At 70.9% G+C, this 24,531-nt stretch carries 25 protein-coding genes; 9 read left to right on the top strand and 16 right to left on the bottom strand.

Annotated features, from left to right (window positions below; genetic code table 11):
• From PKD06_RS07895 to PKD06_RS07870, 6 genes are all read right to left on the bottom strand, one after another.
• Positions 1-573 (bottom strand): acyltransferase family protein (locus tag PKD06_RS07895; RefSeq protein ID WP_324379272.1); only part of this gene is annotated, 573 nt, incomplete at its 3' end.
• A gap of 11 nt (positions 574-584) precedes the next feature.
• Positions 585-1,460: a CoA ester lyase gene (locus tag PKD06_RS07890; RefSeq protein WP_324379271.1), complete on the bottom strand. Its 876-nt coding sequence runs from the start codon at positions 1,458-1,460 to the stop codon at positions 585-587.
• The gene (locus tag PKD06_RS07885; protein WP_324379270.1) at positions 1,457-3,286 is read right to left on the bottom strand and encodes a cache domain-containing protein; all 1,830 of its coding nucleotides are present in this window, start codon (positions 3,284-3,286) and stop codon (positions 1,457-1,459) included. The genes PKD06_RS07890 and PKD06_RS07885 overlap by 4 nt, the downstream gene beginning before the upstream one ends.
• Positions 3,287-3,418: 132 nt before the next feature.
• Positions 3,419-3,763 (bottom strand): lipid-A-disaccharide synthase N-terminal domain-containing protein, encoded by a 345-nt coding sequence (locus PKD06_RS07880; RefSeq protein ID WP_324379269.1) that lies wholly within the window; start codon positions 3,761-3,763, stop codon positions 3,419-3,421.
• 4 nt (positions 3,764-3,767) lie between these two features.
• Positions 3,768-4,508 carry a glycosyltransferase family 2 protein gene (locus PKD06_RS07875; protein WP_324379268.1) on the bottom strand — a complete coding sequence of 247 codons (741 nt, stop codon included), beginning with the start codon at positions 4,506-4,508 and terminating at the stop codon, positions 3,768-3,770.
• A gap of 2 nt (positions 4,509-4,510) precedes the next feature.
• A complete protein-coding gene (locus PKD06_RS07870; protein ID WP_324379267.1) occupies positions 4,511-6,229 on the bottom strand; it encodes a glycosyltransferase family 39 protein in 1,719 nt (572 codons plus the stop codon).
• 245 nt (positions 6,230-6,474) lie between these two features.
• Between PKD06_RS07870 and PKD06_RS07865 the strand changes: the two genes are divergently transcribed.
• Positions 6,475-7,101 carry a hypothetical protein gene (locus PKD06_RS07865; RefSeq protein WP_324379266.1) on the top strand — a complete coding sequence of 209 codons (627 nt, stop codon included), beginning with the start codon at positions 6,475-6,477 and terminating at the stop codon, positions 7,099-7,101.
• On the opposite strand, the gene PKD06_RS07860 is transcribed toward PKD06_RS07865, so the two are convergent.
• Positions 7,102-7,878: an EcsC family protein gene (locus PKD06_RS07860; protein ID WP_324379293.1), complete on the bottom strand. Its 777-nt coding sequence runs from the start codon at positions 7,876-7,878 to the stop codon at positions 7,102-7,104.
• A gap of 277 nt (positions 7,879-8,155) precedes the next feature.
• Here PKD06_RS07860 and PKD06_RS07855 point away from each other — a divergent pair, with 277 nt between their 5' ends.
• On the top strand, positions 8,156-10,333 hold the full coding sequence (locus tag PKD06_RS07855) for an adenylate/guanylate cyclase domain-containing protein (RefSeq protein WP_324379292.1): 2,178 nt from the start codon (positions 8,156-8,158) through the stop codon (positions 10,331-10,333).
• Between the two features lie 33 nt (positions 10,334-10,366).
• Here the strand turns inward: PKD06_RS07855 and PKD06_RS07850 are convergent, their stop codons facing one another.
• Positions 10,367-10,762, bottom strand: a complete 396-nt coding sequence (locus PKD06_RS07850; RefSeq protein ID WP_324379265.1) for a response regulator — start codon at positions 10,760-10,762, stop codon at positions 10,367-10,369.
• 213 nt (positions 10,763-10,975) lie between these two features.
• On the opposite strand from PKD06_RS07850, the gene PKD06_RS07845 reads away from it, so the two are divergent.
• Together PKD06_RS07845 and PKD06_RS07840 are read left to right on the top strand one after the other, a co-directional pair.
• Positions 10,976-11,461, top strand: coding sequence for a TerB family tellurite resistance protein (locus tag PKD06_RS07845; protein WP_324379264.1), 486 nt, complete (start codon positions 10,976-10,978; stop codon positions 11,459-11,461).
• 34 nt (positions 11,462-11,495) lie between these two features.
• A complete protein-coding gene (locus tag PKD06_RS07840; protein ID WP_324379291.1) occupies positions 11,496-12,263 on the top strand; it encodes a glutamine amidotransferase in 768 nt (255 codons plus the stop codon).
• A 33-nt stretch (positions 12,264-12,296) separates the two neighbouring features.
• Here the strand turns inward: PKD06_RS07840 and PKD06_RS07835 are convergent, their stop codons facing one another.
• The 4 genes from PKD06_RS07835 to PKD06_RS07820 form a co-directional block, all read right to left on the bottom strand.
• A complete protein-coding gene (locus PKD06_RS07835) occupies positions 12,297-13,604 on the bottom strand; it encodes an amidase (protein WP_324379263.1) in 1,308 nt (435 codons plus the stop codon).
• Between the two features lie 44 nt (positions 13,605-13,648).
• Positions 13,649-14,572, bottom strand: coding sequence for a LysR family transcriptional regulator (locus tag PKD06_RS07830; protein WP_324379262.1), 924 nt, complete (start codon positions 14,570-14,572; stop codon positions 13,649-13,651).
• Positions 14,573-14,691: 119 nt separating this feature from the next.
• The gene (locus tag PKD06_RS07825; protein ID WP_324379261.1) at positions 14,692-15,372 is read right to left on the bottom strand and encodes a DUF2848 domain-containing protein; all 681 of its coding nucleotides are present in this window, start codon (positions 15,370-15,372) and stop codon (positions 14,692-14,694) included.
• Between the two features lie 26 nt (positions 15,373-15,398).
• Entirely contained in the window at positions 15,399-16,721 is a 1,323-nt protein-coding gene (locus tag PKD06_RS07820) for an MFS transporter (RefSeq protein WP_324379260.1), read from the bottom strand.
• Positions 16,722-17,167: 446 nt separating this feature from the next.
• Between PKD06_RS07820 and msrA the strand changes: the two genes are divergently transcribed.
• A complete protein-coding gene (gene msrA, locus PKD06_RS07815; RefSeq protein WP_324379259.1) occupies positions 17,168-17,824 on the top strand; it encodes a peptide-methionine (S)-S-oxide reductase MsrA in 657 nt (218 codons plus the stop codon).
• A 57-nt stretch (positions 17,825-17,881) separates the two neighbouring features.
• The gene (locus PKD06_RS07810) at positions 17,882-18,391 is read left to right on the top strand and encodes a TIGR00645 family protein (RefSeq protein WP_324379290.1); all 510 of its coding nucleotides are present in this window, start codon (positions 17,882-17,884) and stop codon (positions 18,389-18,391) included.
• A 20-nt stretch (positions 18,392-18,411) separates the two neighbouring features.
• Here the strand turns inward: PKD06_RS07810 and mepA are convergent, their stop codons facing one another.
• Positions 18,412-19,320, bottom strand: coding sequence for a penicillin-insensitive murein endopeptidase (gene mepA / locus PKD06_RS07805; RefSeq protein WP_324379258.1), 909 nt, complete (start codon positions 19,318-19,320; stop codon positions 18,412-18,414).
• A gap of 377 nt (positions 19,321-19,697) precedes the next feature.
• Here mepA and PKD06_RS07800 point away from each other — a divergent pair, with 377 nt between their 5' ends.
• Both PKD06_RS07800 and PKD06_RS07795 read left to right on the top strand, forming a co-directional pair.
• Positions 19,698-19,889 (top strand): Flp family type IVb pilin, encoded by a 192-nt coding sequence (locus PKD06_RS07800; RefSeq protein ID WP_324379257.1) that lies wholly within the window; start codon positions 19,698-19,700, stop codon positions 19,887-19,889.
• A gap of 91 nt (positions 19,890-19,980) precedes the next feature.
• The gene (locus tag PKD06_RS07795) at positions 19,981-20,487 is read left to right on the top strand and encodes a prepilin peptidase (RefSeq protein ID WP_324379256.1); all 507 of its coding nucleotides are present in this window, start codon (positions 19,981-19,983) and stop codon (positions 20,485-20,487) included.
• Positions 20,488-20,667: 180 nt separating this feature from the next.
• On the opposite strand, the gene PKD06_RS07790 is transcribed toward PKD06_RS07795, so the two are convergent.
• On the bottom strand, positions 20,668-21,396 hold the full coding sequence (locus PKD06_RS07790) for a nitroreductase (protein WP_324379255.1): 729 nt from the start codon (positions 21,394-21,396) through the stop codon (positions 20,668-20,670).
• Between the two features lie 78 nt (positions 21,397-21,474).
• On the opposite strand from PKD06_RS07790, the gene PKD06_RS07785 reads away from it, so the two are divergent.
• Complete coding sequence (locus tag PKD06_RS07785; protein WP_324379254.1) at positions 21,475-22,647, top strand: GNAT family N-acetyltransferase; 1,173 nt, start codon at positions 21,475-21,477, stop codon at positions 22,645-22,647.
• Here the strand turns inward: PKD06_RS07785 and PKD06_RS07780 are convergent.
• Together PKD06_RS07780 and PKD06_RS07775 are read right to left on the bottom strand one after the other, a co-directional pair.
• Positions 22,610-23,425 carry a transglutaminase family protein gene (locus PKD06_RS07780; RefSeq protein ID WP_324379253.1) on the bottom strand — a complete coding sequence of 272 codons (816 nt, stop codon included), beginning with the start codon at positions 23,423-23,425 and terminating at the stop codon, positions 22,610-22,612. The two genes, PKD06_RS07785 and PKD06_RS07780, sit on opposite strands and share 38 nt — an antisense overlap.
• Before the next feature lie 13 nt (positions 23,426-23,438).
• Positions 23,439-24,332, bottom strand: a complete 894-nt coding sequence (locus PKD06_RS07775; protein ID WP_324379252.1) for a transglutaminase family protein — start codon at positions 24,330-24,332, stop codon at positions 23,439-23,441.
• Between the last annotated feature and the right edge of the window lie 199 nt (positions 24,333-24,531).

Raw genomic sequence — 24,531 nt, 5'->3', positions numbered from 1 at the left:
GAAGCCGAGCGGGTGGGGGGGGGCGGGGATGGCGAGCCGGAGCCCAATCAGCCAGAACAGCACCGCCGAGAGCGCCCCGACCACGGCGCGCCGCGCGAGGCCGAGGCCGAGCGCGGCGGCGAAGAGGACGTAGAAGAACATCTCGTAGTTCAGCGTCCAGCCGAGCGTATAGACCGGCTGGACGAGGCCGTCCGGGCGCGGCCAGGGGATGAAGAGGAAGGAGGCGAGGACGAGGCCGGGCGTGGCGAGAGCGCTGCGGATCAGCTCGGGCCGGAAGGCGATGGCGGCGAGGACGAAGGCGGTGGTCAGCCAGTAGAGGGGCACGACCCGCGCGATGCGCCGCGCGAGGAAGATGCGGCCGGCCCCGTCCCGGCCGAACAGGGCGGCCGAGGCATAGACCATGACGAAGCCCGAGATGACGAAGAACACGTCGACCCCCGCCTCGAACGGGAAGGGCCGGACCCAGCCTTCCGGGACGATGCCGCGCAGCCGCCATTCGGGCTCGAGATGCACGAGCGCGATCGCGAGCGCCGCGCAGGCGCGCAGGATCTGGATGGCGGAGAGCTTGGGCACGTCGGCGGGGCTTAAGCTTCCGCCTGCGCGATAGCGTCGGCGAGGGCGACCGTCCGCTGCGCCATCTCGGCATGGAGGCGCTCGACCATGCGCCCGCCGAGCGAGATCACGCCCTTGCCCCGGTTCTCCGGGAGGGCGAAGGCGGCGATGACGGCGCGGGCCGCCTCGATCTCGGCGGCGGGGGGCGCGAAGATCTCGTTGGCGACGGCGATCTGGTCGGGATGGATGAGCGTCTTGCCGTCCATGCCGAGGTCGCGGCCCTGCTCGCATTCGGCGCGGAAGCCCTCGGGATCCTTGAGGCCGTTATAGACGCCGTCGAGCACGTCGAGGCCGTGGGCGCGCCCGGCCGCGAGGACGGTCGCGAGCCAGGGCAGCATCGGCGCGCGGCCGGGCACGAGGCGCGCCCGCGTCTCCTTGGCGAGATCGTTGGTGCCGAGGATCATGCAGGAGAAGGGCGAGGCGCCGCCGCGCGCCGCCGCCGCGATCGCCTCGATGCGCAGGATCGCGAGCGGGGTCTCGATCATGGCCCAGATCCTCGTCTTCGAATCGGGGCCGAGCATCGCCTCGACGGCCGCGATCTCCTCCGGCGCCGACACCTTGGGCAGGAGGATCGCGTCCGGCTGTGCGGCGATCGCCGCGCGCAGGTCCTCAGGGCCCCATTCCGTCGCGGGGCCGTTGACGCGGATCACCACCTCGCGCCGGCCGAAGCCGCCCTCGCGCACGGCCGCCGCGACCGCCTCGCGCGCCGCCTCCTTGGCGTCGGGCGCGACCGAGTCTTCCAGGTCCAGCATGACGGCGTCGGCCGGCAGCGTGCGCGCCTTGGCGACGGCGCGCGGGTTCGAGCCGGGCATGTAGAGCGCGGAGCGGCGGGGGCGGACGGACGTCATGCGGGGTCTTTCGTGTCGGCCGGCGGGGAGGAGCCGGGCTCGGGCGCCGGGGGGAGGCACAGGGTGATGCGGCATCCATGGCCCAATGCTGTGTCGATGGCCACCGTGCCCTCGGCCTGGCGCACGAAATCGGCTACCTGCGCGAGCCCGAGCCCGGTGCCGATCCCAGCCTCCTTGGTGGTGAAGAAGGGCTCGAAGGCGCGCTTGGCGACCTCGGGCGTCATGCCGCTGCCCGTATCGGATACGCTGAGGCAGATGCCACCGGGCCTCGCGCCGTCGGCCTCCGCGCCATGGCTCGCGATGGTCACCTTGCCGCCGTCGGCCATGGCGTCGCGGGCATTGACGACGAGGTTGAGCAGCGCCGATTCGAGGCCGCCGCGATCGGCGACGACGAAGAGCGGCTGCTGGTCGAGGGCGAGTTCGAGCACCGCCTTCTTGCCGAGGGCCTGCTGGAGGAGGTCGGTCAGGCCGGTCGCGACCTCGTTGAGGTCGAGGCGGCGCGCCTCGAGCGGCTGGCGGCGGGAGAAGGCGAGCAGCCTGCGGCTCAGCGCCGCGGCGCGCTCCGCTCCCGAGCGGGCGCCGTCCACATAGCGGGTGAGATTGGGGTCCTCCCGCCCGAAGCGCCGGGTCAGCCGGTCGAGATTGCCGATCACGACGGTGAGGAGATTGTTGAAATCGTGGGCGATGCCGGAGGAGAGCTGCCCGATGACTTCGAGCTTCTGCGACTGGCGGAGCTGGTCCTGGAGCTCTCCGAGATCGGCGACCGCGACGGCGCGCTCGCGCTCGGCCTGCGCGACGGCCTCGTAGGCCCAGAACTGGCGCATCAGGGCGGCCGTCACCGCCATGGCCGCCGCCGCGAGAAGGGCACCTCCCAGGAGGAGCACCACGATTTCCTGCCGCGTCTGCTTCAGGATCTCGTCGCGCTTGCGCGCGACGACGGTGACGAGCGGGAAATTCTGCACCACGTGGCTGGAGACGATCCTCGGCTTGCGGTCGAAGACGGATTCCGTCTCGAAGACGGCCGGTGGGCTGCTTTTCGTCAGGCCGCTCAGGCCGGGCGCGTCGAGGCGGCGGCCGATTTCCCCGATCTGCGGCACGCGCACGAGCGGCATCCCGTCCAGCCGCCACAGGCTGATGGAGGTGCTCCGGTTCAGCAGGAGCCGGCCCCAGGAGCGCTCGAAATAGTCGAGGTCGATCCCCGCATAGACGGCGCCCAGAAAGGTGCCGCCGGGCGCCACGATCCGCCGCGCGAGATAGATGGTCCAGCGGCCCGTGGCGAGGTTCTGGACCGGCTCGCTGACGAGCGGCTCCTCTTCCGCGCGGTCGCGCAGGCGCCGGAAATGCTCGCGCTCGGACAGGTCGATCTCGGGCGTCGGGAAGCCGCGCGAATAGCTGACCACGTGGCCGTTCCGGTCGACGACGCTCAGCGCATCGAGCTGCGGCAGGCCGCTCACGCGGCTCCTGAGCGCGTCGTGGAAGCCGCGCACGGTCTTGAGCCGGGCGAGGGCCGCGGGCGAGGCGATCTCGTTCTCCCGCATCTCGTCGATCACGCTCTGGAGGACGAGATCGACATTCTCGAGCGTGCGGCTCGTGCTCTCGGCGAGAAGCGCGTTGAGGTTGAGGAGGGAGCGGCGGGCATCCTCGATCTCGCGGGCGCGCAGCTCGACGAGAAGCGCGGCGACGCCGGCCACGAGCAGCACGAGGATCAGGGCGCCGGCGGCGAGAACCGCCTGGACCGGGCGGCTGGTACGGATGCGAGCCAGCAGGCCGCCTTCCGCGGGCGGTGCGTCACGAACATCCCGCGAGCCGAGTTGCAGCGTCGCCATGCCCCTCCTTTGGCCGCTGGTCGCCGGAAGGGTAGCCGACCGGACAGCCGGGGAAAAGCGCACCTTCCGGTCCATTGCATGATCCGCGCGAGCCCGGCCATGCGACCAAATCACGAGGCGCCGGCCCCGGCCTCAGGCGGGGGATTTCCCCTCGGCCCTGCGGCGGCGGCTCTCCTTGATGATGAGCTGCAGGTTGCGGATATAGATGAAGATCGACAGAGCCTGGCCCATGATGATGACGGGCTCGCGCTTCACGAGGCCGTAGACCAGCGTCAGCGTTCCCCCCGCCATCGAGAAGAACCAGAAGGCGATCGGCATGACGCTCTTGCCGGCCTTCTCGCTCGCGATCCATTGCACGATGAAGCGCATCGCGAAGAGGACCTGCGCGACGATGCCGAAGGCGAGCCACAGGTCGAATTTCGCGACGAAGACGTCGTAGAGATAGGCGCCGACATCGCGCGAGAGCTGGATCAGCATGGGGCTATTCCGGCGTTCCCTCGATCCGCGCCACCCGCTTCCTGCGCCGCAGCAGCCAGGCCACGCCGAACAGGTCGTGGATGCCGAGCCACAGCCGGTCGAGGAAGCCGTAATGCGAGGCCCCCGCGATGCGGGGCCGGTCGATCACGTCGACATGCACGACACCGTAGCCCTCCCGCTTGGTCAGGGCCGGCAGGAAGCGGTGCAGGGTGTCGAAATAGGGAAGCCGCAGGAAGACCTCGCGGCGGATCACCTTGTGGCCGCAGGCCGTGTCGCGCGTGTCGTCGCCCAGCATGAAGCCGCGCACGGCATTCGCGACGCGCGACTGGTATTTCTTGAAGGCGCCGTCGCCCCGCCGCAGGCGCTGGCCGACGGCGAGCCCGACCTGCGGGCCGCCGCGCTCCAGCGCCTCGACGAGGGGAAGGACGTAGCTCGGATCGTTCTGGCCGTCGCCGTCGAGGGTCGAGACGATCGGCGCGCGGGCGGCGCGGATGCCGGTGAGAAGCGCCGCGCTCTTGCCGCAGCTTTCCGCATGGCGGATCACGCGCAGCCAGGGCCGCCGCTCGCGCTCCAGCACCGCGAGCGTGTCGTCGGTCGAGCCGTCGACGACATAGATCACCTCGAAGGGGGCGAGGGGCGCGAGCACCCGGTCGAGCTCGGCGAATTGCTCCGCGATGGATCCCGCCTCGTTCTTGGCCGGGATTACCACGGAGAGGCGGAGGGGGGCGTTGGTCTCGTCGGCCATGGTCAGCGCGGAATCCTGAAGAGGCCGAGTTCCTGCTGGCGGCCGCCGTTGATGTTGAAGCCCCGGATGCGCCCGAGCACGTCGAGATGCGTCTCCTGGCGCGCGAGCAGCGCGTCGCGGAAGGCGGGAATATAGCGCTCCTCGACGATCGTCACCCGGCAGCCGGGCCCCGCCGCGAAGGCAGCGGCCTGGTCGGCCGTCTCGACGAGGTCGAGCGTGGTCCCGACCAGGAAGACGAGGCTCGGCTCGCGATAGCCGAGGCTCGCAACCTGCGGATCGGGGCAGGGGGCCGTCCGGACCATCGCGGCGGCGCGGCCGGACAGGCGCAGGGATTGCAGCACCGGCTGGGACAGGCCGAAGACGCCGACCGACATCAGGGCGGAAGCCGCGACGCTCGCGAGCAGCGACCCCGTGACCTCGCCCCGGACGAAGAGATGCCAGGCGAAGAGGGCGACGAGGCAGGCGCCGGCCATGACCGGAAGGCCGAAAGCCGGAAGCCGGTGGTCCAGCCCCCAGGCGCCGAGCGTCACCACGGCCGCGAGCCCGACCGCGACGAGCGGCATCGCGCCGAAGCCGAGCTTCGCGCCCCAGCGCCAGGGTCCCGAGAAGCCGCGCGAGACCCCGATCACGGCGGCGATGGCGAAGGCCGGATAGAGCGGCATCACGTAGTGCGGCAGCTTCGTCGGCACCGCCTCGAAGACGATCCAGGCCGGCACGACCCAGGCGATCAGGAACAGGGCCCAGTCCTGCCGCCTCTCCTTGAAGACGAGCGGGATGGCCGCGACCGCCATGATGGCGCCCGGCCAGAAGGTCGCGAAATAGGCGACGATATAGAAGCCCGGCGGCGCGCCGTGCTTCTGCTGGCCTTCCGTGACCTTGCCGAGCATGTCGTCGCCGACGGCGAGGCGGTAGAACTCGCCGTGGCTCTTCCAGGCGATGGCCAGGAACCAGGGCAGCACCGCGAGCAGCACGAAGGCGAGGCCGAGCCAGGGGCGCAGCCCCCCGAGCCAGCGCGGCGAGCGCTCGCGCACGGAGAGAACCGCGGCGGCGAGCCCGGTGAACATGATCACCATGGGCCCCTTGATGAGGATGCCGATGGCGAAGGCGAGCCAGAAGATGACGACCGTGTGCGTCGGCTGGCGGTCGAGATGGCGCGCGAACCAGACCCGCGCCAGCGCTCCCATTGCGGCGACGCAGCAGGCGAGCAGCATCGCATCTGTCTTGGCGAGCCGCGCCTCGATCATCAGGATGAGCGAGGAGGCCATCAGGGCCGCCGCGACGAAAGCCTCGCGCCGCCCCGCGAAGGCGAGCGCCGCCCAGTAGGTGAGCAGCACCGCCGCGAGGGCGCCGAGCAGCGAGGGAATGCGGTAGACCGCGATGGTGGTCTTCGCCTCGGGCAGGCCCAGCGCCCGGGCGAGGTTCACGGAGGCGGCCTGCATCCAGTGGATGCCGATCGGCTTCTTGTAGCGCGGCTCGTCCTGGAAGCGGATGTCGATGTAGTCGCCGGTCTCGACCATCTGCTTGGACGCCTGGGCGAAGCGGGGCTCGTCGCGGTCCATCGGCTGGAGCGAGGCGAAGCCAGGCAGGAAGCAGACGAGCGACAGGAGAAGGAGCAAGGCGGCGGCGCGCCGGTGGCTGCCCTCGGCGAAGGCGAGGAGGCGCTCGGACCAGGACGCTGCCTGGCCCGACAGGGTCGGGGTGGTCGCGGCGATGCCGGGCATCGTGTCGTCGCTCTCGTCTCGGGAGAAGCGGCGCGGTGTCGGTCAATCGGGGCGCGGAGTCAAACCGGGCCTCTCTTCCCTGTCATCCCCGGCCGGGGATGACAGGGAAGAGAGGCGGGGCGGGAAACGGTGCAGCTCCACTCATGTGCGCCCTCGCACGGCTCGGACGGGGGCGGATGACGCAGGGGCCGCACAGTTGCCGCAATGGTGAATCCAATCTCCGCCGGATATCGGAGACGCCCTGCATGGCCCCGCACGCCCGCCTGCCCTCCGCCTTCCGCGGGATTCCGGCTCGTCTCGCCGTGGTCGCGCTGGCGGCCGGCGCTTTCGGCGGCTGGGCGTTCTGGCCCTCGCGGCCTGTGCCCGCGCCTGTCGCCGAGCCCGTCGGCAAGCATGCCGACCGCCTCGCCTTTTCCGGCGACGAGAGCGAGATTCCGGTCCGCGAGGCGCGGATCTACGACACGCTCGCGATGTTTTCCCTGCCGCAGGCCGAGCCCCGCCCCTGGAGCGCGGCGCCCGTCCGGGCGACGGTGCGGGAAGCCGGCATCCGGCCCGTGCAGATCCGCCCGACCTCGCTGCCGCGGCTCGCCGCCGGCGCCCATCGGCCGTGGGAAAAGTCCATCCGCGTGGCCGCGGCCGACCCCGTCCCGGTCGGACCGGCCGCGCCCGTCAAGGTGCTCGGCTGGGACGTTCCCGGCAGCCGGCACCTCCCGACGCGCCAGGACGCGGCCCACGCTTTCGGCAAGGTCGGCAGCGGCATCGCGGCCGTGGGCTCGGGCGCCGCGCGGGCCGTCTCGCATTCCGCCTCCGCCCTCGGCGGCGGCGTGGCGGATGCCGGCAACGCCCTTGCCGAGACGCTCGGCCTGCGCTGATCAGCGCAGGTTCCGGCTGATCTCCTCGTAGGCGTCCCGGACCGGCTCGCGGCCGTAGCGGCGCTCGAGCCGCCGCACGGTGAAGTGCGCCCGCGCGACCGTGCGGAAATGCGCCATGAAGGCCGCGTTGACCGCCGCCCCGCCGAGGGCGCCGACCACGGGGACCGCGCTCGCCGCCACCTTCTGCGAGACGACGATGCCGAAGCGCGAGGCGATCTGGGCGAGGAGCTTGACCAGGCCCGGCGCCGAATCGGCGATGGCCCGGCCGGCCGCGAGCTTGGCGGCCTGCGACACGGAGCGCGCGAGGGCCGTGCGCACGGCGAAATAGCCGCTCGAGGCGAGATCGTCGGATTCCGTCCGCGAGCCGAGCGCGAAGACCTGGAGGCAGGCGAAGGCCGTCTCGGGGTCCGAAAGGTCCTCGCCCTCCTCGCGGGCGATCCCGGCAATGGCGCGCAGGACGAGCGTGGTCGAGATCGGCAGCTCGATCGGGAGCGTCACGAGGCCGAAGGCGCCCCCCAGCGCCCCGCTCGCCGCGACCAGCGTCGTGTCGCGATGCCCGCGTCCGCGCGGCTCCCCGGCGGGAAGGTCCGGCAGCGTGCGCAGCGCGACGTGGAGGGCGGTGCGCAGCGCCCGGTCCGCGGCCTCGGTGATGAGCCCGCGCGCCTGTTCGGGAAGGGCCTGGCCGATCAGCTCGATCGGCTTGCCGGCCATGGCGCTGAGCCGCCCGGCCAGGGTCGAGCGCTCCAGCGCCTGCACGGCGAGGCGGAGCGCCGCCATGTCGGCGAGGTCGAGGCGGAGATCGCGGATGGCGACCGGACCGTCCGCTTCGGCGGACGGAGGCTCCTGCACGACGAGCTGGCTCACCTCGGCTCCTTTTCCGTGATGCCCCGCAGCTCGATATAAGCGCCAGGGTGGGGCAAGAGTTCATCTCGACAGAACGGCAAAAGAGGGCAGAACTGCGAATCCGCCTTCATCTTGCCGCGCCGCAGTGATCCAAGCAGCTGACATGACTCCCTCCTCCACGGCCGTCGCCGCGTCCGTGACGCCCTTTCCGATGAAGCGGAAGATCGCCGCGATCCTCGCCGCGGACGTGGCCGGCTATTCGCGCCTCGTGGCCGAGAACGAGGAGGCGACGCTCACCCAGCTCGCCGCCGCGCGCGAGGTCTTCGACGGCCTCGTCGCGCAGGTCGGGGGCCGCATCTTCAACACGGCCGGCGATTCGGTGATGGTCGAGTTCGACTCGGCGGTCGAGGCCCTGCGCGCGGCGGTCGAGATCCAGGAGGCGCTGAAGGCCGGCAATCTCGGGATCGAGCCGCGGCGCCGGCTCGAATTCCGCATGGGCCTGACCATCGGCGACGTCGTCGAGCGCGACGGCGATCTCCTCGGCGACGGCGTCAACATCGCCGCGCGGCTGGAGGGGCTCGCCCCCGCGGGCGGCATCTGCGTCGCACGCTCGGTGCAGGAGGCCGTCTCCAACAAGCTCGCGGTCTCCTTCCGGGAACTCGGGCCGCGCCACGTCAAGAACATCCCGCAGCCCGTCTTCGCCTATCTGGTCGAGCCGGCAGGCAGCGAGGCCCCCCTCGCCGTGGAGCCGATCGTCGCGCGCCGCGCCGTCTTCGACCTCGACGTGCCGCGGCGGCGGGAGCCAGCCCGCGAGAAAGACCCGCGGCCGGGCTTTCTCGGCCGCCTCGTGCGCAGCCTCGCGATCTCCGCGGGCGTGCTCGCGCTGATCTTCCTCGCCGTGCCGGCGCTGAAGATCGCCCGCACCTCGCTCGAGGGCTGGCAGCAGCCGGCCGCGCCGTCCTCGGGGCCCTCCGCCCCGGAATCCCCCGCCGCGGAGCCCCAGGCCGGGGAGACGCCGCCCGCCAACGAATCCGGCGGCCCGGCCGGCGCCGCTCCCGCCGCGCCGGACAAGCCGCCCGCCCGCGCCGAGAAGCCGGCGGCTCCCCGTCCGCCCAAGGCCGAGCGGCCGAAGCCGGCGCCGAAGCCCGAGCCGGCCAAGCCCGAGCCCCCCAAGGAGGCCGCGCGGCCCGAGCGGCCCGCCGACCCGGCCGCCGCCTATGCGGCGATGGCGCGCGAGGGCTTCATCGCCGATCCCCGGACGCTCGCCGAATATTATCACAATGCCCGCTTCCTGGAGGCGAGGAACGACCGCGCCGGAGCCCTGGCCTCCTATGGCCATGCCGCGGCGCAGGCCGGCGACTACATCGACGTCCATTTCCGCTACGCCTCGCTGCTCCGCGCGATGCGGGGCGCGGGGGCGGTCCGGGCGGCCTATGCGGCTCTCCTCAAGACCTCGCCGAGCCTCGCGGCGGAGATCGTGCTGGCCTTGTCCTTCGAGGGAGACGAGCGGCGCTCGAAGCTCGAAGCCCTGGCCGCCGCCCATCCTGACGCGCCGCTGATCGACAATCTCCTCGCCGATGCCCTGCTCGATGCGCAGGGCGGCGGGCCGACCCTGACCGACCGCCGCCTCGCCTTCAGCGCGACCGAGCGCTTTCTCGACGCCGCCGGCTCGGGCGAGCTGAACGGCCGCTTCGTCGACCGCGCCTTCCTGGATGCCTGGCAGGACGCGGCCCGGCGCCGGCGCGGGGAGATCGAGCGCTTCTTCTCCTCCGGGAACATGCGGCCGAGCGTGGCCTTCACGCGCATCCCGTCGGGCTGGCTCGCGCGGCTGACCCTGCCCGAGCCCGCCTCCGCGATCTCGGTCCGGCTGGGGGAGGGAGGCCAGTTCACCTCGACGGGCTTCTCCTCGACGCTCGATGCGAAGACCGGAAAGCCGCTGCCGCATCTGGAATTCGAGCTGCCGGCGAGCACGCCGCGCGTCACGCTCTATCTGCTCTACCAGGACCGCTCGGGCCGCGAGGCCGGGCCGTTCCCGCTCGCCTTCGATCCGGGCGCGGCGACCGTCGATTCCGGCCGCGCCGCCCTGGAGCGCTTCCCGGAGAGCTGGGTGAGCTTCCCGCCGGACATGCCGGGCGTCCTGTCCTTCGCGGGGCTCGTCAGCAACCGCTGCGCCCTGTCGAAGGCGGCGATCGGGTTCGGCGACGAGCCGCCGCGGCGGCCCCTGCCGCTCCCGCCCTGCGATCCCACGGGGGCGGCGGCCCTGCCCTCCGCCACCACGCTGGTCAGCCTCCCCGCCGATACGGATGTGGTGCAGGTCCAGCTCGTCTATGCCGACGGCACGCCGAGCGAGGTCCGCACCTTCAAGCGGCCTCGGGAGACCGATCCCTGACCGGCCATGGACGATTCCGGCGCAGCGTCAGGCTTATGGCGGCGGCCCGTTGACCGCGCGGCCGAGCGCGGCTTCCAGCTCGGCCTGGGAGAAGGGCTTCGGCAGGATCGGCCGGTCGCGCCAGGACGGATCGATGCCCCCCGCGCCATATCCGGTCGAGAAGATGAAGCGGACGCCGCGGCGGGCCAGGACGTCGACGATGGGATAGACCGACTCGCCCGCGACGTTCACGTCGAGGATGGCGACGTCCACCTCCTCGCTTTCCGCCAGCGCCTTGCCCTGCGACAGCCGCCCCGCCGGGCCGATCACGACGGCGCCGAGGTCGAGCAGCATGTCCTCGACCAGCATCGCGATCGCCATCTCGTCCTCGACGACGAGCACACGAAGGCCGGCGAACCCTTCGGTCGGCGGCCGTTGCGTGTCGTTCATCGTCCTTGGCACCCGGTCGAGACAGGAGCCTCCACAAGACATGCATGCACGGGTGCCGCGCAACTCGATTCCAACCGCCGGTGGATTGCAGGCGAAGCTCGTGGCATTCAGGCCACAGTTCGCGGGGGAAAGAGCCGGGAGGCGTTTGCCGCGGTTCGCACGCGTCCATGCGAGGTTAACTTTCCTTCTCCTAGAATCGAGGTCGGCCTTCGGATGTCGCTCATCGGAAAGCTCGTCGCCTTCGCGCACGGGGCGCTGGACAGGGAAAGCGGGGATTCGCTGCCTCGTCTTTCCGACGAGCATCTGGCGGCGGCGGCCCTCCTGGTCCACGTGGCCAGGGTCGACGGAATGATCGAGGAGGGGGAGCGGCGCTCTCTGCTGACCCTCCTGGAGACCGGCTACGGCCTGGACGGCGCGAGCGCGCGGGCGCTCCTGGCGCGCGCCGACCGGTTGGATCTGGAGATCGACGACGTCGGATCGCTCGTCGAGATGCTGGGGCATGAAGGCCATGGCGTGGACAGGGCACGGCTTCTCGGAATGGCCTATGGGGTGGCCGCGGCCGATGGCCGGCTGGCCGAGTTCGAGGAAAACCTCCTCTGGCGCCTCGGCCACCTCCTCCGTTTCGACGACGGCGCCATCGCCGACATCCGGGCGCGGAACGTCGGGGCCGCCGTCGTCGTGGCGCAGCCGCGGGCGTGAGGCCGTGACGGACGCCGAACCCCTCCCGATCCTCATGGTGCTCCACCAGGAGACCTCCAGCCCCGGCCGGCTGGGGCGGCTCCTGATGGAGCGGGGCCATGCGCTCGACCTGCGCCGCCCCTGCCTCGGCGATCCCCTGCCCGAGACGCTCGCCCGCCATGCCGGCGCGGTCGTCTTCGGCGGCCCGATGAGCGCCAACGACGATCTCGACTTCGTCAGGCGGGAGATCGACTGGATCGGCGTCGCGCTGAAGGAGAGGAAGCCCTATCTCGGCCTCTGCCTCGGCGCCCAGATGCTGGCGCGCCATCTCGGGGCGCGCGTCTATCCCCATGCCGGGGGGCGGGCCGAGATCGGCTATTATCCGCTCATCCCCACCGAGGCCGGGCTGCGCTTCTCCTCGGAGCTCGGCGCGTCCTGGCCCGGCCATGTCTATCACTGGCACCGCGAGGGCTTCGACAGGCCGGCCGGCGCGACCATGCTCGCCACGGGCGACGATTTCCCGACCCAGGCGATCCAGGTCGGGCCGTCGGCCTTCGGGCTCCAGTTCCATCCCGAGGTGACCCACGCCATGATGTGCCGCTGGACGGTGCGCGGCGCCGAGCGCCTGTCGATGCCCGGCGCGCAGGACCGCACGCGCCAGATCGAGGGCCGGTTCATGCACGATCCGGCCGTGCGGCTGTGGCTCACGGCCTTCCTGGACCATTGGCTCGGCGCGAGCGCCCCCTCGACCGCCCCGCGGGCGGTCTCCCTCCCCCGTTACGCGGGGGAGGATCAGGGCGCCGCGTCGGGTCCTCCCCCGTAGACGGGCGCGCGCACCGGGACGTGGCCGCGCTTCCTATCCCGCGAGCGCGGCCTCGACCGCGGCGGCGATGGCGAGGAGCCTGCGGTCGGCACCACGGCGGCCCATCAGCATCATGCCGGCGGGAAGGGAGCCCGCCGGAACGGGCGCCGGCAGCGAGACCGAGGGCGTGTCGAGCAGGTTGCCGACGCGCGGATTGCGCAGCACGAGCCCGTTGGCGCGGTGGAAGCCCGCATCGTCCGCGACCGAGGCGAGGGTCGGGGCCTGGATCGGCGTCGTCGGCAGAATATAGGCTTCGTCCTCGGCCATGCCCGCCTCGAAGGCGGCGACCATGGCCGCGCGCCGGCGCCGCATGCGCACATAATCGACGCCGAGGATGCCCGCCCCCGCCTCGATCCGGGTGCGCGTCTTGGGATCGACTTCGTCGAGGCTGGTCACGCCGAGGTCGCGCAGGGTGGCGCCCAGCTCGATCGAGGGGAAGCCGCCGATCCTGTCGATCTCCGCGAGGCGGTCGAGAGCCGGGTCGAGCGAGCCGTCCTCGACCCTGATCCCCGCCTTGCGGAGCCGCTCCAGCCCCGCCTCGAAGGCGTCCGCCACGGCCGGCTCGATTTCGGCGAAGAGGCGGCCGCGGACCACGATCAGCCGGGCCGGCGCCTGCGGAACCAGCGGAGGCTGCGCCTGGCCGCACAGGACGGCATCGGTGGCGGCGCAATCGGCGATGCTCCTCGCGATCGGGCCGACCGTGTCGAGGGTGGTGGAGAGCGAGAAGGCGCCGCTCGTCGGCACGCGGCCGGAAGTCGGCTTGAAGCCGGTCGCGCCGCAGAGGGAGGAGGGGATGCGGATCGAGCCGCCCGTGTCGCTGCCGATCGCGATCTCGGCCATGCCGTCGATCACGGAGACCACCGCGCCCGAGGAGGAGCCCCCCGGCACGCGGCTGCGGTCGCGCGGATTGCCGGCCACGGGATTATGGGGATTGGTGCCGAGCGCCGAGAAGGCGAATTCGGTCATCTGCGTCTTGCCGACGATCACCGCCCCGGCCGCCCGCAGGCGCTGGACCACGGGCGCGTCCGCCGCGGCGGGGGGCTGGCGGCGCAGGACCGCCGATCCGGCCAGGGTCGGCTCGCCGGCGACGTCGAAGAGGTCCTTGATCGACACGATGCGCCCGTCGAGCGGCCCGAGCGCGCGCCCGGCGGCGATCCGCGCATCGGCGGCCTCGGCCTCCCGCCGGGCGGAGGCTTCGTAGAGAACGGTGAACACCTTGGCCCCTTCGAGCCCCGGATCGCGGATCCGGGCCAGGGCGGCATCGAGGCGCTCGGCGGTCTTGAGGCTGGGGGCTTCGGTCATGAGATCACCTTCTTGGGGGGCGGAGTGAACGGGGTGGGCAAGGATCAGGAGAGGGGCCGGGCGAGGTCGGGCCCGACCGCCGAGGCGAAGCGCATCGCCTCCTCGGCGACGAGGGTCGCGACGCCCTCGGCCGCGTCGCTGCCCGGATCGTCGCGATAGCTCACGACGAGGCGCAAGGGCCCGAGATCGACCTCGCAGGGAATGACCGCGAGGGTTCCCGCCGCCAGCTCGCCATGGATCGCGGCGAGCGGGAGGGTCGCGATCCCGAACCCCGCCCGGACCAGCCGGACGATGGCCGCGAGCGAGCCGACGCAATGGATCGTCTTCGGGGTGGCCCCGGCCCGGCGGCAGGCTTCCAGGAGCGCCCGGTGGGGCTGGGAGCCGCGCGTCATGGTGACGATGGGGCGCGAGACGAGATCGCCGATCGAGAGGGGCGTTCCCTGGTCGCGGGAATCCTCGGGGATGCCGACCCAGCCCATCTGCATCGAGCCGATCTCGCGGTTGCTGATGCCTTCATGGAGAACCGGATCGGTCTGGACGGCGATGTCGAGCAGGCCGCGCCGGAGGTCGTCGTGCAGCCGGATCGTCGAATCCGCCGTGAGCTGGACCTCGAGCGCCGCGTGGCGCTCGTGCAGGGCGGAGAGGAAATCGGGAAGCCAGGTATGCACCACCGTCTCGACGACGCCGATCCGCAGGACGCCGGTCAGCTCCCGGCTGGAATTCATGGCCGCTCGCATGTCGCGGCCGAGATCGAGCATGCGCTCGGCATAGCCGAGCAGCAACCGCCCCGAGGGCGTGAGCCGCAATTCGCGCGGGTCGCGGGTGAACAGCTTCTGGCCGAAATCGTCCTCGAGCGTCGCGATGCGGCTCGAGATCGCGGCCTGGGTCAGGTTGAGCCGCTCGGCGGCCGCCCGGAAGCTGCGGAGCCGAACCACCCAGACGAAGGCTTCGAGGAAGCGCAGGTTCATGGCCGTGATCCCCTCGGGCGGCGGGAATGGATGGAGAGGCGGAGCGGAAGATGGCTGGATCATGCAGCAGGGTCCGGGAATGGTCCCGGCCGGAAGGGCCGGGACCACGATCTGCGAGGTTACGACACCACGGGCAGGACCTCGATGTCGTAGGCGTGGCGCAGGGTGCGGCCGAGGACCGGATCCTCCAGCTCCATCTCGAAGCGGGTGCCGGGCCGGATGCCGCCGATGGCGCCCGGCGTGCCGCAATACATGGCGGTGCCGGGGGGCAGCGTGTCCGTGCCCGTATGCTTGCGGATCAGGTCGCGCGGCGTGCGCAGGGAGGATACCGTGCTCTCTTGGTAGAGCACGCGCTCGCCGTCGATGGTGGCGAAGGAGCGCAGGACGAGCTGGTCCCAATGGCCCTCGACCTCCTCGTAGCGCCAGAGCTGCCGGCCGACCGGCTTGCCGCAGAGCTGCTTGGAGAGCGCGATGCCGACCGCCTCGGCCTTGCGGTCGGTATGGTCGGAGCCGAGGCCGACCCAGAGGCCGTCCGCGAGCGAGACCACGACCGGCTCGACCTCGCCGGAGGAATCGGGCCCGAGCACCACGAAGCGCTCGGCCTGGGTCAGGGTGGCGGCGGAGACCCGGTAATAGACCGGGGTCGTCGAGGGGCGCGGGATGCCCAGCGCCGCCAGTTCCTCGATGTGATGCTCGATGGCGGCCGCGTCCCGGCCGGCCCAGCCGGCGATGATCAGGTTCTCGATCTCGACGGAGATCCGGTCCCGGCCGGTCTTGGAGATGCGCTCGAAGGTCAACATGATGTCTGCTCCTTGAGAAAAGGGTTTCAGTGGGCGGCGGCCGTGTCGGCCTTGGCGGGGGCGGCGATCTTGCCCACGCTGAAGAGGAGGACGGCCGCCAGCAGCTCGAAGCCGGCCACGACATAGAGTCCCGAGGAGGACGAGCCCGTGACCTGGGTCGAGAGGCCGATCGTGTAGGGCGCGACGAACCCTGCCAGATTGCCGATCGAGTTGATCACGGCGATGCCGCCGGCCGCGGCCGTTCCGGTCAGGAAGGTCTGGGGCATGGCCCAGAAGACCGGGAAGGCGGCGAGGATGCCGATCGCGGCGACGGTGAGGGCGAGCAGCGCGGCCACGGCGTTGCCGATCAGGGCGCCCGTCGCGGCGAGGCCGATCGCCGCGATCAGCGCCGCGAAGGCGCAGTGGAGGCGGACTTCCCCGGTCTTGTCCGAATGCTTGCCGTTCCAGACCATGGCGGCCGTGCCCGCGATGAAGGGGATCGCCGCCACGAGGCCGATCGTGAAGTTCCCCTGGATGCCGACCTCCTTGATGATCGAGGGCGTCCAGAAGGCGATCGTGGCGTTGCCGCTGACGATGCAGAAATAGAGCAGCGTGCAGAACCAGACCTTCCAGTCGGTGAGGGCGGCCTTGAAGTTGTGCTCCTTGGCGTTCGCCTTCGCCTCGGTCTCCAGGCGCGTGGACATGGCGTTCGCCATGGCCGGGGTGAGCCAGCGGGCATCCTTCGGGCGGTCGGGCAGGAAGAGGAGGACCGCGATGCCGGCCAGGACCGAAGGGATGCCTTCCAGGATGAAGAGCCATTGCCAGTTGGCATGTCCCAGGACGCCGCCCATGGAGCTCATGATCCAGCCGGCCAGCGGGCCGCCGACGACGCCGGCAATGGCGAAGGAGGTCATGAACAGGCCGTTGATCTGCGAGCGTTTCTGCGCCGGGAACCAATAGGTGAGATAGAGCACGACGCCGGGGAAGAAGCCGGCCTCGAACACGCCGAGCAGGAAGCGCAGGATGTAGAAGCTCGTTTCCGACTGCACCCAGGCCATGAGGATCGAGTTGATGCCCCATAGGATCGTGATGCGGGCGAGGGTCTTCTTGGCGCCGATCTTCTCGAGCAGGAGGTTGCTCGGCACCTCGAAGAAGAAATAGCCGATGAAGAAGATGCCGGCGCCGATGCCGTAGATCGTCTCGCTGAATTTGAGGTCGGACAGCATCGACAGCTTGGCGAAGCCGACATTGACCCGGTCGATCCAGGCCAGGACGAAGAGAAAGACGAGGAACGGGATCAGCCGTGTGGCGGCGCGCCGATAGCCTTCCTCCAGAAGAGCGGCCTCCCCGGCCGCGGGTTCGTTTGTCATCGTTCTACCCTCCATGATTCATCCTCCGGCAAGCGTGCGACATCGTTCGCTCCGGGGAGCGTCGTCGGCACGCGGGTTTCGTGGCTGGAGCCTTCCGCAGCATGTAGAGAGCGGCCCCGTTCTCCGCATACCGGGCCGACGCATTTTTTTCGAACGGGTTATTTCGATCGCGCGCGACAAGATTTCCTTGTCGGCTCGCGTCCAAGACTAGAAAAAATTTGCGCCGCCTCCTGCTGTCATTCCGGGTCGCCGGGAGGCGAGCCCGGAATCCATGGACACCTGGGGAACCGAAGAGGCTTGGTCCTGCCGGCGGAGAAAAGGGGCCGGCGCCGGGTTCATGGGCTCCGGGCTCGCTCCGGCGCCGCGGAATGACCGGCCCTCCCGATGACATCCCGTCTTTCCGTTCCCATATTGGCGGCTCCCGAGATCCAGTCCTGGAGCCGTCCATGTTTTCCCCCTTCCGCAGGAAGGCCGAGATGCCGAGGCCCGGCGAGGCGCTGCCGGGGCGTCCCGATCCGATCCCCACCGCCCGGACCCATGCCGTCAGCGGCCATGCCCTGAAGGAGCCCTATCCCGAGGGGCTCGAGACGGCGGTGTTCGGCATGGGCTGCTTCTGGGGCGTCGAGCGTCTGTTCTGGAACATTCCCGGGGTCTACGTCACCGCGGCCGGCTATGCGGGCGGGCAGACGCCGAACCCCACCTACGAGGAGGTCTGCTCGGGCCTGACCGGCCATAACGAGGTCGTGCTCGTGGTCTTCGATCCAGGGCGGGTCTCCTACGAGCGCCTCCTGAAGGCGTTCTGGGAGGGGCACGATCCGACCCAGGGCATGCGCCAGGGCAACGATCTCGGCACGCAATACCGCTCGGGCATCTACGTGATGGGCGAGGCGCAGCGGGCGGCGGCGGTCGCCTCGCGCGAGGCTTTCGCGAAGGCCCTCGCCGCGGCGGGCCATGGCGCGATCACGACCGAGATCGTCCCGGCCGGCCCCTTCTATTTCGCCGAGGACTATCACCAGCAATATCTGGCGAAGAATCCCGGCGGCTATTGCGGGCTCGGCGGCACGGGCGTCTCCTGCCCGGCCGGCATCGAACGCGCGGCCTGAGCGATGGGAGAGAATCTCGAGCCGGCGCCGGCCGGCGAGCCGAGGCGACGCGTGCCCCTGCCGGAGCGCGCGGTCGAGCGCATCATCTTCTCCAGCCGCTGGCTGCTGGCGCCCTTCTATGTCGGGCTCGTGGGCGCCCTGGTCGTGCTCCTGCTGAAATTCTGCCAGGAGCTGGTCCATTTCATCGCCCATCCTTTCTCGATCAGCGAGGCGGATACGATCCTCGCGGTCCTGACCCTCGTCGATCTCGCCCTGACGGGCTCGCTGATCGTGATCGTGGTCTTCTCCGGCTACGAGAACTTCGTCTCGAAGATCGATGTCGAGGACACGAAGGATTGGCCCGAATGGATGTCGAAAATCGACTTCACGGGCCTGAAGATGAAGCTGATGTCCTCGATCGTGGCGATCTCGGCCATCCAGCTCCTCAAGGTCTTCATGAACGTGTCGAATACGAGCGACCGGGAGCTCGCCTGGTATGTCGGGCTGCACATGGTCTTCGTGGTCTCGGGCCTCCTCTTCGCCCTCACCGACCGCTTCGGCGAGAGCGGGCACGAAAAGGGGCATTGAGGGCGCCCGCCGCCCCCGTCTCACGGGGCGGCGAGCACCTTGCTGCACTCGGCCGGAAGCTGGGACAGGAGCAGTGGCGGCGGGGGCGCGCCGGGGCCCGGGAACAGCATCTCCCGCGTGAACCAGCGGTCGAGATCGTCGCCGCAGCCGTCGCCCTGCGGCACGGGATCCTGGTCGCGGCATTCGCCGGGCGGGCAATGCAGGCGGACGTGGAAATGGTAGTTGTGGCCCCAGAGCGGGCGCACCTTGGCGAGCCAGGCGCGGTCGGGGCCGGCATCGCGGCAGAGGGCGCGCTTGATGGCCGGGTTGATGAAGATGCGCGCCACCTCCGGCTCCTGCGCCATGGCGCGGACCAGCTTCATATGGGCGAGCGTATAGGCGGAGGGATCGACGTCGCGCCGGTCCTGGCGGACGAGGTTGATGGCGGCGATCTCCTCGCGGTCGGAGCGCGAGAGCTTGCGGCCCGGCATCGCCGTCAGCCAGAGATCGGCGTCGAGGCCGATCTGGTGGGAGGCGTGGCCGGTGATCATCGGCCCGCCGCGCGGCTGGGCGACGTCGCCGACGAGGATGCCCGGCCAGCCGTTGATCGCCGGCACCTTGGCGGAGAACTGCTCCAGGAAGGCGATCAGCTTCGGATGGCCCCAATAGCGGTTGCGGGAGGGGCGCATGACCTGCCAGGTCTGGCCCTCGAGCGGCAAAGCCTGCCCGCCCGCGAAGCAGCCGCGCGAATAGAAGCCGATGGCGCGGGGCGGCAGCCGGGCCGGCCTCGCCTTGCGCCCGAACACCTCCTTGGCCGGGGTCGAGGGACCCGCGGAGGCGAGGGGAGGGAGGGGCGCCGGGTCGAGGCTGCCGCCTTCCTGCGCCCGCGCCCCCGACAGGGATAACGCGAGAAGGACGGGGAGGCAGCGGAGGAGCTGATTCGCGCGCATCGCCGCAACCTGTCATTCCGGGCTCGCTTGCGCGACCCGCAATGACAGCGTCTTGCGACCAAATCGGGGTGGCCGGGACAACGCCCTCCGTCATTCCCGGCGGCCCACAGGACCGGGAAGGGCGGAGCCGCCTGCGAGCCCTCCGGATCCCCTTCCCCTCCGCTTCGCCCCGGCCGGGGATGACAGGGGGCGTATTGCTTCAAATGGAAAGCTTACTCATCGAAGAAAGCCTGCATTAACTGTATTCATCGCCCCTTGCGGATCGGCGATCGGTTTAACCAACCAGCAACGGGCGGCGGCTAATCTGACTTCGGTTCAGACGAACCCGGGTTTCACCGGCCTACGGGCATCAAAAGAAAGCATCCAGGAGACCGACCATGAACATCATGAAGCGCTTTGTTAAGGACGAGTCCGGCGCCACCGCGATCGAATACGGCCTCATTGCCGCCCTCGTCGCCGTCGGGATCATCGGCGCTCTGACGGCTCTCGGCACCGACCTGAAGGGCCTGTTCAACGGCATCAGCACCAGGCTCATCGCCGAGACCGCGAAGACGTCCGATACGAACTGATAGGCCAACCGGCTACAGGTTGATCCGTGACGACCGGGGTGGCCTTGCGCCACCCTTTTTTTATCCTGTCCGAAGAGGAAAGACCGCAGCCATGCTCGAAGCCGCCCTTCTCGTCCTCTTCCCGCTGCTGATGGCCTATGCCGCCAGCAGCGATCTCCTCACGATGACCATCCCGAACCGGCTCGCCCTCATCCTCGTGGCCAGCTTTCCCGTCATGGCCTGGGCCGTGGGCATGGACCCGGCGGCCATGCTCATGAACCTCGCGGCGGCCGGGATCGTCCTCGCGCTCACCTTCTCGTTCTTCGCCTTCGGCTGGATGGGCGGCGGCGATGCGAAGCTCGCAGGGGCGAGCGCCCTCTGGCTCGGCTTCGGCGTGCTGCTCGACTACCTGCTCCTCGCCGCCGTCGCGGGCGGGGTGCTGACCGTCGCCCTCCTGGCGATCCGCCGCTACCCCTTGCCGGCCTTCGCGCTCGGCTGGCCCTGGCTGGCGCGGCTGCACCATCCGAAGACCGGCATCCCCTACGGCATCGCCCTCGCCGCCGCGGCCCTCGCCGTCTATCCCTACTCGGCCATCTGGACCGCCGCCCTCGCCGCCTGATGCGCCGGCTCTCCCTCCCCCCGCTTGCGGCGGAGAGGGCGGACTCGGCCGAAGGCCGAGCCGGGTGGGGGGGCTCGACGCCTTCCGGCAGGCCGGGCATTCGCGTCGGCGCCCCCCACCCCGGTCGCGCCTTCGGCGCGACTCGACCTCCCCGCCACTTCGTGGGGGGAGGGGGTGGGCCTATCTTACCACGCGCAGGAAATCCGCCACCTCGCGCCGCGCCGTGCGGACGGCGTTCTCGGGAGCGGCGGGATCGGGATGGCCGAGGGCGAGGCCGCAGACCACCGAGACCCCCTCGCCGAGCCCCAGGGCGTCGCGCACGATCCCGGGATAGGAGGCCAGCGCGCCGATGGCGCAGCTTCCGAGGCCGCGTGCCGCCGCGGCCAGCATGAGGCCGTAGAGGCACATGCCGAGATCCATGTAGCAGCCGGCGCCCATCCGCGCGTCGATCGTGACCACGAGCGCGACCGGCGCGTCGAAGAAGCGGAAATTGCGCTCGAACTGCGCCCGGCGCGCCTCCCGGTCGTCGCGCGCCGCGCCGAGCGCCCCGTAGAGCGCCTGGGCCGCGGCCACCTGGCGGCGGCGCAGAATCATCGGCATCGGATCGGGGAAATAGCTGTAGTCCTCGCGCGGGGGCAGGCCGGAGCGATAGGCCCCGACCAGCCCCTCCGACAGCCGGCGGCGCGCCTCGGCCTCGACGCGGATGAACTCGCCCGGCTGCAAATTCGCCCCGCTCGGTGCGTGCCGCGCCTCCCGCAGCATCTCCTCGATCCACCCCTCCGGCACCGGCCGCTCGACGAAGCGGCGCGTCGAGGAGCGCCCGGCGGCCAGCGCCGCCCAGCCGCGGAGCCGCATGTCGTCCGCCTCGTCCATCGTCGCCTGCACCGGGAAGGCCAACCAATCGTTCATCCGCGAGCCTTATGGTCCGGGACCTGCCCCGAATGAAGAGTGTGGCTTGGACATGCCGCTGATTCCGGCCGGGCCGCCGTGACCGAAGCGGCTTTTCTCTCGCCGGAAGAGGCGGACGATCTCGGCCGGCCGTGGGACGAGTTGTCGGCCCGCGCCGCCGAGCCCAACGCCTTTCTCAGCCGCTGGGCCGCGCAGGCGCGCCTGCGGCACCTGCCCGACCGGACCGGGGCGCGGGTTCTCGCCGCCTGGAGAGGGGAAAGCCGGCGCCTCGTCGGCCTCATGGTGCTGGTCCGGCCGCGCGGGCGCCATTTCAATCCGCTTCCGGTCCTGCGGGCGGCCGAGCTTTACGCGCCGCTCTCGACCCCGCTCCTCGATGCCGAGCGGCCGGCGGAGATCTGGGCCGCCATGCTGGCGGCGCTCGCGCGCGAAGGCATCGGCGCGCTGGCCCTTCCCTTCCTCGGCGCCGGCGGCCCCGTGGCCGCCGCCCTGCGCGAGGCCGCGGCCGGCGGGTTTCCACTCGCGGTCTTGGGCGGTCATCGGCGCGCGCTCCTGCCGGGCGGCTGCACCGGCGCCGACTACATGCGCTCGACGCTGGAGCGCCGCCGCCGCCGCGAGGCGGACCGCCAGCGCCGCCGGCTGTCGGATCAGGGATCGCTGGACTTCGCCGTCGCCCGCTCGCCGGCCGAGGTGGCGGCCGCCCTCGACGGGTTCCTCGCGCTCGAAGCCGCGGGCTGGAAGGGCCGCGCCGGCACGGCCCTCGCCGCCGCTCCGGGCGCGGCGGCCTATTTCCGCGAGGCGGCGGAAGCGGGCGCGCGCGCGGGAGCCTTCCGGGTCGCGACCCTGCTCCTCGACGGGCGGCCCGTCGCGGCAGGGCTCGTCTCGATCGCCGGGCGGCGCGCCTTCTACGTCAAGACTGCCTATGACGAGGATCTTGCGCGCTATTCGCCGGGCCTCCTCCTCACCCTCGACCTGACCGCCCATCTCCTCGACGATCCGGCGATCGAGGATGCCGATTCGGTCGCCGATGCCGACCATCCGATGATCGACCGCCTCTGGACCGGGCGATGCGCGATCGAATCCCTCCTCGTCGGCACCCGGCCGGAGGGCGGGGCCGCCTTCCGGGCGGCGTTCGCCGTCGAGAAGGCGAGGCTGTCCGGCCGGGATGCGGCCAAGGCGGCCCTCGCCGCGCTGAAGGGGCTCGGCGGGGACCGGTTCACGCCGCCTGCGCGACCTCCTCGCAGATCACCCTGAAGCCGGTGAGGGTGCAGGGGCCGAAATTCGTGACCATGGCGACGTCGGTCGCGTCGCGCCCGCGCGCCATCACCACCCGCCCGATGCGCGGGACGTTGTGGCGCGCATCGAATGTGTACCAGCGCCCGGCGAGATAGACCTCGAACCAGGCCGAGAAATCCATCGGATCGTCGACCGGCGGGATGCCGATATCGCCGAGATAGCCGGTCGCATAGCGCGCCGGGATGTTCATGCAGCGGCAGAGGGCCACGGCCAGATGGGCGTAGTCCCGGCAGACGCCGCGCTGCTCCTGATGCGCCTCGAAGGCGGTGCGGGTGGCGCGTGCATGCTCGTAGCCGAAGGCGATGCGGTCATGGACGTAATCGACGATCGCCTGGACCAACCCCCAGCCCGGTGGAATGGAGCCGAAGAGCGACCAGGCCGTGTCCGAGAGCCGGTCGGTCTCGCAATAGCGGCTTCCCAGGAGGTAGACGAGGACCTCGGGCGGAAGATCCTGCACGGGGTGCTGCCAGGCTTCCGGCACCACCTCGTCGTGGCGTCCCGAATCCGCGACCGTGAAATCGCTGGAGAGCACGAGCGGGCCTGGCGAGGTCATCAGGCGCGTGCAGCGATTGCCGAACATATCGACATAATCGGAGCGGGGCAGGGGGCGCGAGAGCAGGATCTCGTCGGGCGCGCCGAGGTCCTTCCCGCGCTCGGGATGCACGTTCAGCATCAGGATCATCGGCGAGGGCGTGTGGATCTCGTAGGATATCTCGAATCCGCACCGGATGAGCATCGGCTCGTCTCCCTCAGGCTGCCGCGATGGCGGGGGGATCGCGGGAGGTGACGGAGACATTGACCGTCATCCCGAGATAATCGGAAGGGAAGCCCATGAAGCTGCCCGCCAGCGGGGCGGCCTGGGCGGGGTCGCGGGCGGCGGCGACCCGCACGAGGCCGCCATTGCCGACCCAGCCGCTCGTCGGGTCGAAGTCGATCCATCCCGCCCCGGGCAGATAGACCTGGATCCAGGCATGGGTATTGCCCCCTGCCTGGGCGGCGCGCCCCTCCTCGTGGGGCACATGGAGATAGCCCGACACGAAGCGCGCCGCGAGGCCGAGGCTGCGCAGGCCTTCCGCCATCAGTGCCGCGAAATCGCGGCAGGAGCCCGAGCCCTTGCGCAGGGTCTCGGCGGCCGGCTGGATGCCGGGCTCCTCCCGCCGCAGATAGGCGAGATCGTGGTGGATGGCGGCGTTCATGCCGGTGAGGAAGCTCCAGGTGTCCTGCCCGGCTTCCGCGAGGATCCGGCGGGCCCACTGGTCCACGCAATGGTCGTGGTCGGGATCGTGGGGCTCGATGAAACGCACGAGATCGGGCATTTCCTCCGCCCCGTACGAGAACGGACATTCCCGCGCATGGGCGGGAAGCCGCAGATCCTGCTCGCGGAACGGGCTCTGCTCCACGGCCATGGTCGCGACGACCGACAATTCGCTCGCGCGCCGCCCGAAAGTCGCGGTCGCGACTGCGTTCCCCGAGACGTCCTCGCACCAGGTTAGGCTCGCCGGGGCCGGCTCGATCTCCAGCCGGTAATCCAGCGTGCGCTGGTCGAGGCCGTCGCGGGGGCGCAGCAGCATGCGATGCTCCCCGAAGGCGACGGGGGAGCGATAACGGTAGATCGTCTCGTGCCGGACGTGCAGGATCGTCATCGGCGAGGCGCTAGCAGGTTCCGAGCCAGTCGGGCTAGAGGGCGGCCGTTTCGGCTTGCACGCGGACACTCCCTGTCATCCCCGGCGGCCCGAAGGACCGGGAAGGGGATCCAGAGTCGCCTGCGAGCCTTCTGGATTCCCTTCCCCTCCGCTTCGCTCCGGCCGGGGATGACGGGGAGCGGCTCGAACGAAAAAGCCC

The organism is Enterovirga sp., assembly GCF_035325185.1.
Lineage (GTDB): Bacteria > Pseudomonadota > Alphaproteobacteria > Rhizobiales > Beijerinckiaceae > Enterovirga.
Note: the sequence above shows the minus strand (reverse complement) of the source record. Positions and strands in the feature narration are given on the sequence as shown.

What these genes read in the sequence shown, in the direction of transcription:
- PKD06_RS07890 (WP_324379271.1), bottom strand. Translation starts at nt 1,460, where the DNA reads ATGACGTCCGTCCGCCCCCGCCGCTCCGCGCTCTACATGCCCGGCTCG.
- PKD06_RS07885 (WP_324379270.1), bottom strand. Translation starts at nt 3,286, where the DNA reads ATGGCGACGCTGCAACTCGGCTCGCGGGATGTTCGTGACGCACCGCCC.
- PKD06_RS07880 (WP_324379269.1), bottom strand. Translation starts at nt 3,763, where the DNA reads ATGCTGATCCAGCTCTCGCGCGATGTCGGCGCCTATCTCTACGACGTC.
- PKD06_RS07875 (WP_324379268.1), bottom strand. Translation starts at nt 4,508, where the DNA reads ATGGCCGACGAGACCAACGCCCCCCTCCGCCTCTCCGTGGTAATCCCG.
- PKD06_RS07870 (WP_324379267.1), bottom strand. Translation starts at nt 6,229, where the DNA reads ATGCCCGGCATCGCCGCGACCACCCCGACCCTGTCGGGCCAGGCAGCG.
- PKD06_RS07865 (WP_324379266.1), top strand. Translation starts at nt 6,475, where the DNA reads ATGGCCCCGCACGCCCGCCTGCCCTCCGCCTTCCGCGGGATTCCGGCT.
- PKD06_RS07860 (WP_324379293.1), bottom strand. Translation starts at nt 7,878, where the DNA reads ATGGCGGCGCTCCGCCTCGCCGTGCAGGCGCTGGAGCGCTCGACCCTG.
- PKD06_RS07855 (WP_324379292.1), top strand. Translation starts at nt 8,156, where the DNA reads ATGAAGCGGAAGATCGCCGCGATCCTCGCCGCGGACGTGGCCGGCTAT.
- PKD06_RS07850 (WP_324379265.1), bottom strand. Translation starts at nt 10,762, where the DNA reads ATGAACGACACGCAACGGCCGCCGACCGAAGGGTTCGCCGGCCTTCGT.
- PKD06_RS07845 (WP_324379264.1), top strand. Translation starts at nt 10,976, where the DNA reads ATGTCGCTCATCGGAAAGCTCGTCGCCTTCGCGCACGGGGCGCTGGAC.
- PKD06_RS07840 (WP_324379291.1), top strand. Translation starts at nt 11,496, where the DNA reads ATGGTGCTCCACCAGGAGACCTCCAGCCCCGGCCGGCTGGGGCGGCTC.
- PKD06_RS07835 (WP_324379263.1), bottom strand. Translation starts at nt 13,604, where the DNA reads ATGACCGAAGCCCCCAGCCTCAAGACCGCCGAGCGCCTCGATGCCGCC.
- PKD06_RS07830 (WP_324379262.1), bottom strand. Translation starts at nt 14,572, where the DNA reads ATGAACCTGCGCTTCCTCGAAGCCTTCGTCTGGGTGGTTCGGCTCCGC.
- PKD06_RS07825 (WP_324379261.1), bottom strand. Translation starts at nt 15,372, where the DNA reads ATGTTGACCTTCGAGCGCATCTCCAAGACCGGCCGGGACCGGATCTCC.
- PKD06_RS07820 (WP_324379260.1), bottom strand. Translation starts at nt 16,721, where the DNA reads ATGACAAACGAACCCGCGGCCGGGGAGGCCGCTCTTCTGGAGGAAGGC.
- msrA (WP_324379259.1), top strand. Translation starts at nt 17,168, where the DNA reads ATGTTTTCCCCCTTCCGCAGGAAGGCCGAGATGCCGAGGCCCGGCGAG.
- mepA (WP_324379258.1), bottom strand. Translation starts at nt 19,320, where the DNA reads ATGCGCGCGAATCAGCTCCTCCGCTGCCTCCCCGTCCTTCTCGCGTTA.
- PKD06_RS07800 (WP_324379257.1), top strand. Translation starts at nt 19,698, where the DNA reads ATGAACATCATGAAGCGCTTTGTTAAGGACGAGTCCGGCGCCACCGCG.
- PKD06_RS07795 (WP_324379256.1), top strand. Translation starts at nt 19,981, where the DNA reads ATGCTCGAAGCCGCCCTTCTCGTCCTCTTCCCGCTGCTGATGGCCTAT.
- PKD06_RS07790 (WP_324379255.1), bottom strand. Translation starts at nt 21,396, where the DNA reads ATGAACGATTGGTTGGCCTTCCCGGTGCAGGCGACGATGGACGAGGCG.
- PKD06_RS07780 (WP_324379253.1), bottom strand. Translation starts at nt 23,425, where the DNA reads ATGCTCATCCGGTGCGGATTCGAGATATCCTACGAGATCCACACGCCC.
- PKD06_RS07775 (WP_324379252.1), bottom strand. Translation starts at nt 24,332, where the DNA reads ATGACGATCCTGCACGTCCGGCACGAGACGATCTACCGTTATCGCTCC.